Raw genomic sequence first — 12,376 nt, 5'->3', positions numbered from 1 at the left:
TGCGATGCCTCAGGGTTCGCCGCTGACGGTTCCCGACGACGGGTTGACGACGCGGGCGCGGCGCAACGCTCCGCTGCTGGCGGTGCACACCGGGCCGGGCAAGGGTAAGTCGACGGCCGCTTTCGGGATGGCGTTGCGCGCGTGGAACCAGGGGTTCGACATCGCGGTGTTCCAGTTCGTCAAGAGCGCGAAGTGGAAGGTCGGGGAGGAGACCGCGTTGCGCGAACTCGGGCGCGCGCACGACGAGCGCGGTGTCGGCGGCCCGGTCGAATGGCACAAGATGGGCTCGGGTTGGTCGTGGACGCGCAAGGCCGGCACCGAGATCGACCACGCCGCGGCGGCCGCCGACGGCTGGGCCGAGATCTCCCGCAGGCTCTCCGAGGAGCGTCACGACTTCTACGTGCTCGACGAGTTCACTTATCCGCTCAAGTGGGGCTGGCTCGACGTCGACGACGTGGTCTCGACGCTGACGGCCCGTCCCGGCACCCAGCACGTCGTGATCACCGGCCGTGATGCACCGCAGGCGCTGGTCGACGCCGCCGATCTGGTCACCGAGATGACGAAGGTCAAGCATCCGATGGATGTGGGCCGCAAAGGCCAGAAAGGGATCGAGTGGTGACGGCCCCCACCCCTCTGCGCGAGCGTGCGTGTCTGAGGCCGCCACGCCGGGCATTTCCCCGAGTTTGCGCACGCTCGCGCACGCAGGCGCTCGACCGACGCAATTCTGAAAGTCCCTCGCGTCACGCCGACGCAGCGGACCGGATCGCGGCCGAGCGTGCGCAAATTTCGCAACTTGGGCGGCGTGTTGCCCGCAGACACGCACGCTCGCGCAGAGGGGTGGGGGCAGGCAGAGGGGTGGGGGCAGACGGGTGGGGGAGGACGAGGGGTTGAGCACGCCCGCAGTGGTGATCGCCGCGCCGGCGTCCGGCAGCGGAAAGACCACGGTGGCCACCGGATTGATGGGCGCGCTGCGGCGGGCCGGCCACCGGGTGGCGCCGTTCAAGGTGGGTCCTGACTTCATCGACCCCGGCTACCACGCGCTCGCCACCGCACGGCCGGGCCGCAATCTGGACCCGGTGCTCGTCGGGGAGTCTCTGATCGGCCCGCTGTACCGGCACGGCAGCGACGACGCCGACATCGCGGTCGTCGAGGGGGTGATGGGCCTGTTCGACGGGCGCATCAGCGACGCCGCCGTCGGCCCCGCTCAGGGATCCACTGCGCACGTTGCGTCGCTGCTCGGCGCTCCCGTCGTCCTCGTCGTCGATGCTCGCGGCCAAAGTCACAGTGTGGCAGCGCTTTTACATGGTTTCGCCACGTTCGACAGCTCGGTGCGGCTGGCCGGGGTGATCCTGAACCGGGTCGGGTCCGCCCGCCACGAGCAGGTGCTGCGCCAGGCCTGCGAACAGGCCGGGGCGGTGGTGCTCGGGTCGATCCCGCGGGCCGACGAACTCGCCGTACCCTCGCGCCACCTCGGCCTGGTCACCGCCGTCGAGCACGGACGTCGCGCCACCGCGGCGGTGCAGGCCATGACCGAGCTGGTGGCCCGGCACGTCGACCTGGCCGCCGTGGCGTCGGTGGCTTCGAGCCGCGTCGACGACGCGCCGTGGACGCCGCCACCCCGCACGTCACCCGCGCGGGTGACGGTAGCGCTGGCCGCGGGCAGGGCCTTCTCCTTCGGCTACGCCGAGCACCGGGAACTGCTCTGCGCCTCCGGCGCCGACGTGGTGGAGTTCGATCCGTTGTGCGACCCGCTGCCCCCTGATGCTGCGGCCCTGGTGCTTCCCGGTGGCTTCCCCGAGGAGTTCGGCACCGAGCTGTCGGCCAACGAGGTGGTACGCGAGCAGATCAGGGCGCTGGCCGCCGGTGGTGCGCCGGTACAGGCCGAATGCGCCGGCCTCACCTACCTGGTCGACGATCTCGACGGGCATCCGATGTGCGGTGTGCTTTCCGGTTCGGCGTCGTTCACCGAATCGCTCACCCTCGGGTACCGCGACGCGGTGGCCGTCGCCGATTCGCCACTGCACAACATCGGCGACCGCGTGGTCGGGCACGAATTCCACCGCACCACAGTGCATTTCGTTGATGCCCGGCAGCCCGCCTGGCGGTATTCGGGCCGTGGCGCGAAGATGGTCGAGGACGGCGCGGTGCTGGGCGGCGTGCACGCCGGATACCTGCACACCCATCCCGCGGCCCATCCTCGGGCCATCGCCCGCTTCGTCGCGGCCGCCGCAACTACTAGGCTCGCCGGGTGACTTCGGCGGACGCGAGGAGCGATTTGACATCCGAGAACGCGTATCTGGTGGGCCTGCGCCTCGCCGGTAAGAAGGTCGTCGTGGTCGGCGGGGGCACGGTCGCGCAGCGGCGGCTGCCGCTGCTCGTGGCCAGCGGTGCCGACGTGCACGTCATCACCAGGGCTGCCACCCCGGCGGTCGAGGCGATCGACGGAATCACCTTGACGATGCGCGACTTTCGCGCCGGGGACCTCGAGGGCGCCTGGTATGTGATCGCCGCCACCGACGACCCCGAGGTGAATGCCGCGATCGTGGCGGAGGCCGAGAGCAGGCGTGTCTTCTGCGTGCGGGCCGACGTGGCGGTCGAGGGCACCGCCGTCACCCCTGCCACCTTCGAGTACGAGGGGCTGTCGGTCGGGGTGCTGGCCGGCGGTGAACACCGCCGCTCCGCGGGAATCCGCACCGCGATCCGCGAGGCCCTGCAGCGGGGCCTGATCGGCGTCGACAGTTCGGCGGCGCCCGGCGTCGCCAAGGGCACCGTCGCGCTGGTGGGCGGCGGTCCCGGGGACCCCGAGTTGGTCACCGTGCGCGGCCGCAGACTGCTTGCCCACGCCGACGTGGTCGTCGCCGACCGGCTGGCGCCGCAGGATCTGCTGTCCGAGCTGTCGCCCGAGGTCGAGGTGATCGACGCGGCGAAGATCCCCTACGGCCGGGCGATGGCGCAGGACGCGATCAACGAGGTGCTCATCGCCAGGGCCCGGGAAGGCAAGTTCGTCGTCCGGCTCAAGGGCGGCGACCCGTTCGTGTTCGCCCGCGGCTACGAAGAGGTGATCGCCTGCGCCGAGGCGGGCATCCCGGTCACCGTGGTGCCCGGTGTGACAAGCGCCATAGCCGTCCCGGCACTGGCCGGCGTTCCGGTCACGCATCGCGGTCTGACCCACGAGTTCGTGGTGGTCAGCGGGCACGTGGCGCCGGATCATCCCGAATCGTTAGTGAATTGGGATGCGCTGGCCGCGATGAACGGCACCATCGTTTTGCTGATGGCGGTGGAACGCATCGAGCTCTTCGTCAAGATCCTGTTGAGAGGCGGCCGACCAGCGGATACGCCGGTGCTTGTCGTCCAGCATGGAACGACATCGTCGCAGCGGACTTTGCGGGCGACGCTCTCGGAGGCCCCGGAACGGATCCGGTCCGACGGTATTCGGCCCCCCGCGATCATCGTCATCGGGGCGGTGGCCGGCTTCGGCGCTTAAAGGATTCTTAAGATTACTGTAAGGTAACCCGATATGACGGCTCTCAACGATGCGGAGCGTGCCGCCATCCAACGTGATGCTGAAGGCAGTGGAAAACGAGGCTCAGGCCGGGCTTCGGACCGTGCCCTGCCCGCTCGAATCCCCGGTCTGGGCGAGACGGCGGGTGGCCGCGGAGGCGACGGAGCGCGGGCGGGGAGGACCCCGGCCTGGGTGCCGTCGCGGCGATTCTTCGCCGCGGTCATCGCGATCGGCGGAATGCAGCTGCTGGCCACCATGGACAGCACCATCGCCATCGTCGCGCTGCCGAAGATCCAGGACGAACTGAACCTGTCGGACGCCGGCCGAAGCTGGGTCATCACCGCATATGTGCTGACGTTCGGTGGACTGATGCTGCTCGGTGGCCGCCTCGGCGACACCATCGGCCGCAAGAGGACCTTCATCGTCGGCGTCACGCTGTTCACCATCGCTTCGGTCCTGTGCGGTATCGCGTGGGACGAGGCCACCCTGGTCATCGCCCGGTTGCTGCAGGGCGTCGGCGCGGCCATCGCATCGCCGACGGCTCTGGCGCTGATCGCCACGACGTTCCCGAAGGGACCGGCCCGCAACGCGGCCACCGCGGTGTTCGCCGCGATGACCGGCGTGGGCTCGGTCATGGGCCTGGTGGTCGGCGGCGCTCTCACCGAGGTGTCCTGGCGGCTCGCGTTCCTGGTGAACGTGCCGATCGGCCTGATCATGATCTATCTGGCCCGCAAGACGCTGCGCGAGACGAACAAGGAGCGGCTCAAGCTCGACGCCGCAGGCGCGCTGCTCGCGACGATGGGCTGTACGGCCGCGGTGTTCGCGTTCTCGATGGGTCCGGAGTCAGGCTGGGCCTCGCCCGTGACCGTCGCCTCCGCCGTCGCCGCCGTCGGCTGCCTCCTCGCCTTCCTGTGGGTCGAGCGCACGGCCGAGAACCCGGTGGTGCCGTTCGCGCTGTTCCACGACCGCAACCGGGTGGCCACATTCGCGGCGGTCTTCCTGGCGGGCGGCGTGATGTTCACGCTGACGGTGACCATCGGGCTGTATGTGCAGGACATCATGGGCTACAGCGCCCTGCGTGCGGGTATCGGCTTCATCCCGTTCGTCATCGCGCTGGGCATCGGCCTCGGCCTGTCCTCGGCGCTGGTGTCGAAGTTCCCGCCACGGGTGCTGGTGATCGGTGGCGGCGTCCTGGTGCTGGCCGCAATGATCTACGGCTCCACACTGGACGCCGGGATCCCGTACTTCCCGAACCTGGTGCTGCCCATCACGATCGGCGGCTTCGGTATCGGCATGATCGTCGTGCCGTTGATGATCTCGGCGATCGCCGGCGTCGGCTTCGACCAGATCGGCCCGGTGTCGGCCATCGCGCTGATGCTGCAGAACCTCGGCGGGCCCGTCGTGCTCGCGGTCATCCAGGCCGTCATCACGTCGCGGACGCTGTACCTCGGCGGCACCACCGGCCCGGTCAAGGACATGAACGCCGCGCAGCTGCACGCCCTGGATCAGGGCTACTCGTACGGCCTGCTGTGGGTGGCCGCGGTGGCGGTCATCGTCGGTGGTGCGGCGCTGTTCATCGGATACACGGCCGAACAGGTCGCGCATGCGCAGGAAGTCAAGGACGCCATCGACGCCGGCGAACTGTAGTGACTTCGGCGTGAGAATCGTCGCTCAGCGGCGATAACCACGCCGAGATCCCGCGCCTCGGTAGGGTGGCTCACCATGGCTTCCGGGTCGTCAGAACACGCGACGACTCCGTTGTCGAAATCGGTGCTGGGCATCGCGATCGTCGCGATCACCGGCATGCAGCTGATGTCCACGCTCGACGGCACCATCGTGATCGTCGCGCTGCCGCGGATGCAGGCCGAACTGAACCTCTCCGACGCGGGCAAGAGCTGGGTCATCACCGCCTATGTGCTGGCTTTCGGCGGCCTGCTGCTGCTCGGCGGGCGCATCGGTGACGCGGTCGGGCACAAACGCGCCTTCCTGTCCGGCGTCGGTCTCTTCACGATCGCCTCCCTCGTGTGCGGCCTGGCCACCGAGGAGATCACGCTCGTCGCCGCGCGCGCGTTCCAGGGCGCAGGCGCCGCGGTGGCCGCCCCGACCGGGCTGGCGCTGATCGCCACCACCTACGCCGTCGGCCACGCCCGCAACCGCGCGCTGGCGGTGTCGGCGGCGATGCTGGCCACCGGGTCGGTCCTCGGCCTGGTGCTCGGCGGCGCGCTGACCGTCGTGTCGTGGCGGCTGGCCTTCCTGATCAACGTCCCGATCGGCATCGCGATCATCGCGATCGCGGTGTTCCGGCTCGCCGAGACGCACCACGAGCGACTCAAGCTCGACGTCACCGGCGCCCTGCTGGCCACGCTGGCCTGCACGTCGGCCGTCCTGTTCTTCACTCAGGGCCCGTCCCGAGGCTGGGCCGACCCGTTCGTCATCGGCGCGGCCGTCGCGTCGGCGCTGCTGTTCGTCGCGTTCTTCGTCGTCGAGCGCTCCGCCGACCACCCGATCGTCCCGCTGACGGTGTTCGACAACCGCAACCGGGTGGCGACGTTCCTCTCGCTGTTCCTGGCCGGCGGGGTGATGCTGAGCGCGACGGTGATGATCGGCCTGTACGTCCAGGACGTCATGGGCTATTCGGCGCTGCAGGCCGGCATGGCCTTCATCCCGTTCGCGCTCGCGCTGGGCGTCGGCACCGTCGTCGCGGCCCGGGTGGCGCCCTATCTCGCGCCGCGGTGGATCATCCTCGGCGCCGGCCTTCTGGTGCCGTGCGCGATGCTCTACGGCTCGACACTCGACCGCGGCATCCCGTACGTCCCGGACCTGATCGCGCCCCTGGTGGTCGGCGGCTTCGGCATCGGGGTGATCTCGGTGATCCTGCCGCTGTGCGCGATCGCCGACGTCGGAGCGCGCGAGATCGGACCCGTCTCGTCGATCACACTGATGGTGCAGAATCTCGGCGGACCCGTGGTGCTGGTCGTCATCCAGGCGGTGCAGACCTCACGCACCCTCTACCTGGGCGGAACCACCGGACCGGTGGCCGCCATGACGCCCGCTCAACTCGATGCGCTCGACGCCGGCTACACCTATTCGCTGCTGTGGGTGGCCGCGGTTTCGGTGCTCGTCGGCGCGGCGGCGCTGTTCATCGGGTTTTCGGCGCGCCAGATCGCGGTGGCGAAGTACAACCGCGACGCGGTGGAGACAGGCGAGCTCTGGATTTCGGCGGAGCAGCGCGGAGCGACGGAGGGCTGAGCGCATCAGTAAGGTGTTCGGCTGTGATCACCCGCATGTCCGAGCTGTTCCTGCGCACCCTGCGCGACGATCCGGCCGACGCCGAAGTGCCGAGCCACAAGCTGCTCATCCGGGCCGGCTACGTCCGGCCCGTCGGCCCCGGTCTGTACAGCTGGCTGCCGCTGGGGCTGAAGGTGCTGCGCAAGATCGAGAACATCGTCCGCAATGAGATGAATGCCATTGGCGGACAAGAGATCCTGTTCCCCGCGCTGCTGCCACGCGCCCCGTACGAGACCACCAACCGGTGGACCGAGTACGGCGACACCCTGTTCCGGCTGCAGGACCGCCGCAACAACGACTACCTGCTGGGCCCCACCCACGAGGAGATGTTCACCCTCACCGTTAAGGGCGAGTACTCGTCGTACAAGGACTTCCCGCTGCGGCTCTACCAGATCCAGAACAAGTACCGCGACGAGGCCCGACCCCGCGCGGGCATCCTGCGTGGCCGCGAGTTCCTGATGAACGACTCCTACTCGTTCGACATCGACGACGACGGCCTCAAGAACGCCTACATCGCGCACCGCGAGGCCTACCAGCGGATCTTCGACCTGCTCAAGGTCCGGTACGTCATCGTCTCGGCCGTGTCCGGGGCGATGGGCGGCAGCGCCTCCGAGGAGTTCCTGGCCGAGAGCGACGTCGGTGAGGACACCTACGTGCGTTGCCTGCAGTCCGGCTATGCCGCGAACGTCGAGGCCGTCGTCACCATGGTGCCGGAACCGATCTCCCCGGAGCAGATTGCGGGGCTGGCGAGCGCAACCGTGCACCACACCGGCGACACCCCGACCATCGCCACGCTGGTGGACTGGGCCAACGGGGCGGATCTGGGCCGGACCGTCACCGCCGCGGACACGCTGAAGAACGTGATGCTCAAGGTGCGCGAGCCCGGCGGCGAGTGGGAGCTGCTCGGCGTCGGCGTGCCCGGCGACCGCGAGGTCGACGACAAGCGCCTCGGGGCGGCGCTGGAACCGGCCGAGTACGCAATGCTCGACGACGCCGACTTCGCCAGATACCCGTTCCTGGTGAAGGGTTACATCGGTCCGAAAGCCTTGCTGGCCAACGGCGTCCGCTATCTCGTCGACCCCAGAGTGGTGGACGGCACAGCGTGGATCACCGGCGCCGACGAGTTGGGTAAGCACGTCGTCGACCTGGTCGCCGGGCGCGATTTCACCCCGGACGGCACGATCGAGGCGGCCGAGGTCCGTGCGGGTGACCCCTCGCCGGACGGTGCCGGACCGCTGGTCGCCGCGCGCGGCATCGAGATCGGCCACGTCTTCCAGCTGGGCCGCAAGTACGCCGACGCGTTCGGCGCCGACGTGCTCGGCGAGAACGGCAAACCGGTGCGGCTGACCATGGGCTCCTACGGGATCGGGGTGTCGCGGTTGGTGGCGGTCATCGCCGAGCAGCATCACGACGAACTCGGGCTGCGCTGGCCGTCGACCGTGTCACCGTTCGATGTGCACGTGGTGATCGCCAACAAGGACGCCGACGCGCGCACGGGCGCCACCGAACTGGCCGCCGAACTCGACCGGCTCGGCGTCGACGTGCTCCTCGACGACCGGACGGCCTCGCCCGGCGTGAAGTTCAAGGACGCCGAACTGCTCGGGGTGCCGTGGATCGTGGTGGTGGGGCGCGGCTGGGCCGACGGCATCGTCGAGTTGCGCGACCGGTTCGGCGGCGACAAGCACGAGATCCCGGTCGACGGCGCGGCCGAGCGGATCAGCGCCGCGCTGGCCGGGGCATAGCCCGGATCTACTCGCTGCCGCCCGGGAACGCGACGGTGACCGTCGAGTCGCCGCGGACGGCGCGCCACCGGGCGGCGGTCAGCGCACACTCGGTCAGCGCGGTGACGCCGAACGCCCGCACCGCCTGGTCGGCGGCCTGCTCGACGACGGCGCGCCACGCGACCGCGGCGTCCTCTTCCATCCGAACCGCGAGGTCGACCGCCTCCGCCGGCGTGTCGACCTCCATGGGCAGTTGATATCCGGCCGCGGGCAGCGGCGCCTCGGCACCCTGTTCTGCGAGCAGCGCGATGGCCGCCTCGCGGCGGGCGCGGTGCTCGGCCATCGCCTCCGACACCAGATAGTTGACGTCCGGAGTCGAGTGCGCCGACACCAACCCGTACCCGTAGATGGTGGCGTGCTCGGTGGCTATCGCGTCGAACAGCGCGCCGTCGGCCGCGTCGTCGGGCCGCGACGGCATCCCCTGGTCCGGGGCGGTCATCGTGAACCTCCCGCACCGGCCAGCGTGACCGAGTAGGCGGCGGTGCACGCCGCGGCGATCGAGGCGAGCAGCCCGGCCCGGTAGCCGCTCAGCGCTCCGGCGGCGTGTGTGGCGCTGTCGGCTGAGGTGCGCAGGGCGCCGATCACGTCCTCGGCGGTCGGCGCCGGAACCGACGCCGTCGTGGTGGTCGTCAGCGCCCCCGTTGACGACGTCACGCTGGTGGTCGGTGCGGCACGGCCGGTCATGCGCACGATCTCCTCCGCCAGCGCCTCGGCGTGCGCCGAGCGCTGCGCGGCGATCCCGGTCAATGCGTCGGCGAGCTTGCCGCGGGCCGTGGCGGCGACGTCGTCGGCCAGCCGGCTGTCGGAGCGGGCCCGGTCCAGCGCGGTGGTGAGATCGTCGAGATCCGGGGGAGGGGGCGGATCGCCGCAGCCCGCGGCGGTGACGCCGAGCGCTGCCAGCGCGGCCGCACCGACGAGGACGCGTCGACGGCTGAGGGTCGGCGGGCGGCTCGGCACGCCCACATCCTGCCATCCGGGTCCCGGCGGGCGGTGCTGCCGCCCACGGTGCGGTGCGCGCTTTTGGTCGTTCGGGCACCTGGCGCTGGCGTATCGTGGGGAGTCGGATTCGCAGGAGCCCTCTTGCGCACCGTGTCCGGACAACTCAAGACGAGGAGCTCGCCGTGGCGGAGCGGTCTACGGGATTGCCGTCGCAACGACAGGTGGTCGAACTGCTCGACGGTGAATTCACGCGTGCCGGTTACGACCTCGAAGACGTGGTCATCGATGCCGCCTCCCGGCCACCGCGCATCACCGTGGTCACCGACAGCGACCACGGCCTGGATCTCGACTCTGTCGCCGAACTGTCCAGGATCGCCTCCGAACTGCTCGACGGTCTCGACTCCGCGCCGTATGTGCTCGAGGTGACCTCGCCCGGGGTGGATCGCCCGCTGACCACGGAAAAGCACTACCGCAGGGCGCGCGGGCGCCTGGCGGAGATCACACTGACCGACGGATCCGTGCTGACCGGCCGCATCGGCGGGGTCGCCGACGGGACGGTCGGCGTCGTGGTGCGTGAGGGGCGAAGTAACCTTTCGGTCCGCGAGATCGCACTCAACGCGATCGCCAAAGCTGTTGTCCAGGTGGAGTTTTCGCCGCCGAGTCCGCGTGAGTTGGAGCTGGCGGGCGTCTCCAGGAAGGAAGCCCGAGCGTGAACATCGACATGGCGGCCCTGCACGCGATCGAGGCCGACAAGGGTATCTCGGTCGACGTGGTGGTCGACACCATCAAATCGGCACTGCTGACGGCCTACCGGCATACCGAGGGCCACGAGGCCGACGCGCACATCGACATCGACCGCAAGACCGGCGCCGTCAAGGTGATCGCCCGCCAGACCGACGAAGACGGCAACGTGCTGCACGAATGGGACGACACCCCAGAGGGTTTCGGCCGAATCGCGGCGACCACCGCGCGTCAGGTCATCCTGCAGAGGCTCCGCGACGCCGAGAACGAGAAGAACTACGGCGAGTTCTCGGCGCGCGAGGGCGACATCGTCGCCGGCGTCATCCAGCGTGATGCGCGCGCCAACGCCCGAGGGCTCGTGGTGGTCCGGATGGGCAGCGAGACCAAGGGTTCCGAAGGTGTGATCCCGGCCGCCGAGCAGGTGCCCGGAGAGCGGTGCGAGCACGGCGACCGGTTGCGGTGCTACGTCGTCGGCGTGACGCGCGGCGCCAGGGAGCCGCTCATCACCCTGTCGCGAACGCATCCGAATCTGGTGCGCAAGCTGTTCTCCCTGGAGGTTCCCGAGATCGCCGACGGCTCGGTGGAGATCGTCGCGGTGGCCAGGGAGGCCGGCCACCGCTCCAAGATCGCGGTGGCGACCAGGGCGCCAGGGCTGAACGCCAAGGGCGCCTGCATCGGCCCGATGGGGCAGCGGGTGCGCAACGTGATGAGTGAGCTGTCCGGCGAGAAGATCGACATCATCGACTACGACGAGGACCCGGCGCGGTTCGTGGCCAACGCGCTGTCGCCGGCCAAGGTGGTGTCGGTGACGGTGATCGACGAGGCCGCCCGTGCGGCGCGCGTCATCGTGCCGGACTTCCAGCTCTCTCTCGCGATCGGCAAGGAGGGCCAGAACGCACGTCTGGCGGCGCGCCTGACCGGATGGCGCATCGACATCCGCAGCGACGACGCCGCCAAAGAAGGCGCGGTCGAGGAGCGTTGACCGGCGGCGCGTCGTCGGCTTTGCACACCGGTTTTCCTCTCAGCAGTGCGGTGACGGTAGACTCAGCTGTGATCCAGCGCGAGACATCGGCTCGGATGCGGAAAAGTGCCATCAACCCCACTGCGGGGCCGGTGCGGACCTGCATCGGGTGCCGGAAACGAGAGCTGGCCGTCGAATTGCTTCGGGTTGTCGCTGCAGACAGTGGAAACGGACCTGGGAATGGACCCAGCACCGTGACCGTTGACTCAGCGAGACGGCTTCCTGGGCGGGGCGCTTGGTTGCATCCCGATCCGGTCTGCCTGCAAGCCGCGGTCCGGCGGCGGGCCTTCGGCCGAGCGTTACGGATCACCGGTTCACCGGACATCACCGCGTTGTCAGAGCGTTTCCCCACCGGGGACGCGCACGGCACACCCGGTCAAGAGAACAGGTAAGCGAAGAACATGAGCACACCGTGAAGTCCCGATGACCATGCGTCATAGCTAACCCGAGGCGCGGCGCCTACCACCGCTGTCGCCTCCCAGACAGGAGATGTAGTGGCAGGTAAGGCCCGCGTGCACGAGTTGGCTAAGGAACTCGGTGTCACAAGTAAGGAAGTACTCGCCCGGCTCAGTGAGCAAGGCGAATTCGTCAAGTCGGCATCGTCGACGGTGGAGGCTCCCGTCGCCCGCCGACTCCGGGAGTCATACGGTGGCTCCAAGTCCGACAAGACCAAGGCTGCGCCCAGCGGCAATGGTGCTGCCGGTGCGACGGTCAAGCCGTCCGCGCCGCAGAGCCGGCCCGGCCCCAAGCCCGGCCCGCCGGTAGCGCAACAGCCCGCCGCGCCGGCTGCACCACCGGCCGCGCCCGCGGCGGCGACCCCGGCGGAGCCTGCTGCGCCGTCGGCCCGGCCCGGCCCGACGCCGGGACCGCGCCCGGGGCCCTCCGCCCCGAAGCCGGGTGCACCCAAGCCCGCAGCCAGGACCCCCCGGGTCGGCAACAACCCGTTCTCTTCGCAGCAGCCGGTCGAGCGGCCGGCGCCCAGGCCTCAGGGTCCGGGCGGTCCCAGGCCGGGTCCCGGCGCAGGCGGTCCCCGTCCCGGCGGTGGCCCCCGGCCCGGCGCCTCGCCCGGCAGCATGCCGCCTCGTCCGCAGGGTGCACGCCCCG

At 69.9% G+C, this 12,376-nt stretch carries 12 protein-coding genes; 10 read left to right on the top strand and 2 right to left on the bottom strand.

Translation table 11 applies throughout. The features are described from left to right. The first annotated feature begins 4 nt into the window (after positions 1-4). The 6 genes from cobO to BN976_RS01070 all read left to right on the top strand — a co-directional run bounded on the left by cobO (position 5) and on the right by BN976_RS01070 (position 8,532). Positions 5-619: a cob(I)yrinic acid a,c-diamide adenosyltransferase gene (cobO, locus tag BN976_RS01095; protein ID WP_036367235.1), complete on the top strand. Its 615-nt coding sequence runs from the start codon at positions 5-7 to the stop codon at positions 617-619. Positions 620-887: 268 nt separating this feature from the next. Beyond that, complete coding sequence (locus BN976_RS01090; protein WP_036368914.1) at positions 888-2,252, top strand: cobyrinic acid a,c-diamide synthase CobB; 1,365 nt, start codon at positions 888-890, stop codon at positions 2,250-2,252. A gap of 23 nt (positions 2,253-2,275) precedes the next feature. Beyond that, positions 2,276-3,484 (top strand): uroporphyrinogen-III C-methyltransferase, encoded by a 1,209-nt coding sequence (cobA, locus tag BN976_RS01085; protein ID WP_011779531.1) that lies wholly within the window; start codon positions 2,276-2,278, stop codon positions 3,482-3,484. 33 nt (positions 3,485-3,517) lie between these two features. Continuing rightward, positions 3,518-5,149 (top strand): MFS transporter, encoded by a 1,632-nt coding sequence (locus tag BN976_RS01080; protein ID WP_011779532.1) that lies wholly within the window; start codon positions 3,518-3,520, stop codon positions 5,147-5,149. A gap of 75 nt (positions 5,150-5,224) precedes the next feature. Beyond that, positions 5,225-6,751 carry an MFS transporter gene (locus BN976_RS01075; protein ID WP_011779533.1) on the top strand — a complete coding sequence of 509 codons (1,527 nt, stop codon included), beginning with the start codon at positions 5,225-5,227 and terminating at the stop codon, positions 6,749-6,751. A gap of 23 nt (positions 6,752-6,774) precedes the next feature. Beyond that, complete coding sequence (locus BN976_RS01070; RefSeq protein ID WP_036367232.1) at positions 6,775-8,532, top strand: proline--tRNA ligase; 1,758 nt, start codon at positions 6,775-6,777, stop codon at positions 8,530-8,532. Between the two features lie 7 nt (positions 8,533-8,539). Here the strand turns inward: BN976_RS01070 and BN976_RS01065 are convergent, their stop codons facing one another. Both BN976_RS01065 and BN976_RS01060 read right to left on the bottom strand, forming a co-directional pair. Continuing rightward, positions 8,540-9,010 carry a ferritin-like domain-containing protein gene (locus tag BN976_RS01065; protein ID WP_011779535.1) on the bottom strand — a complete coding sequence of 157 codons (471 nt, stop codon included), beginning with the start codon at positions 9,008-9,010 and terminating at the stop codon, positions 8,540-8,542. Then, positions 9,007-9,528 carry a twin-arginine translocation signal domain-containing protein gene (locus tag BN976_RS01060; RefSeq protein ID WP_036368909.1) on the bottom strand — a complete coding sequence of 174 codons (522 nt, stop codon included), beginning with the start codon at positions 9,526-9,528 and terminating at the stop codon, positions 9,007-9,009. Before BN976_RS01060 ends, BN976_RS01065 begins: the two co-directional genes overlap by 4 nt. A gap of 164 nt (positions 9,529-9,692) precedes the next feature. On the opposite strand from BN976_RS01060, the gene rimP reads away from it, so the two are divergent. From rimP to BN976_RS32305, 4 genes are all read left to right on the top strand, one after another. Then, positions 9,693-10,223 (top strand): ribosome maturation factor RimP, encoded by a 531-nt coding sequence (gene rimP / locus BN976_RS01055; RefSeq protein ID WP_011779537.1) that lies wholly within the window; start codon positions 9,693-9,695, stop codon positions 10,221-10,223. Next, complete coding sequence (nusA, locus tag BN976_RS01050) at positions 10,220-11,233, top strand: transcription termination factor NusA (RefSeq protein ID WP_036367228.1); 1,014 nt, start codon at positions 10,220-10,222, stop codon at positions 11,231-11,233. Before rimP ends, nusA begins: the two co-directional genes overlap by 4 nt. Beyond that, entirely contained in the window at positions 11,173-11,664 is a 492-nt protein-coding gene (locus BN976_RS32310; RefSeq protein WP_308212935.1) for a YlxR family protein, read from the top strand. The genes nusA and BN976_RS32310 overlap by 61 nt, the downstream gene beginning before the upstream one ends. Before the next feature lie 102 nt (positions 11,665-11,766). Beyond that, on the top strand, positions 11,767-12,376 hold a 610-nt coding region (locus BN976_RS32305; protein ID WP_199558892.1), incomplete at its 3' end, for a translation initiation factor IF-2 N-terminal domain-containing protein.

The sequence above is a fragment of the Mycolicibacterium austroafricanum genome, from assembly GCF_000612725.1.
GTDB classification, from domain to species: Bacteria; Actinomycetota; Actinomycetes; order Mycobacteriales; family Mycobacteriaceae; genus Mycobacterium; species Mycobacterium austroafricanum.
Note: the sequence above shows the minus strand (reverse complement) of the source record. Positions and strands in the feature narration are given on the sequence as shown.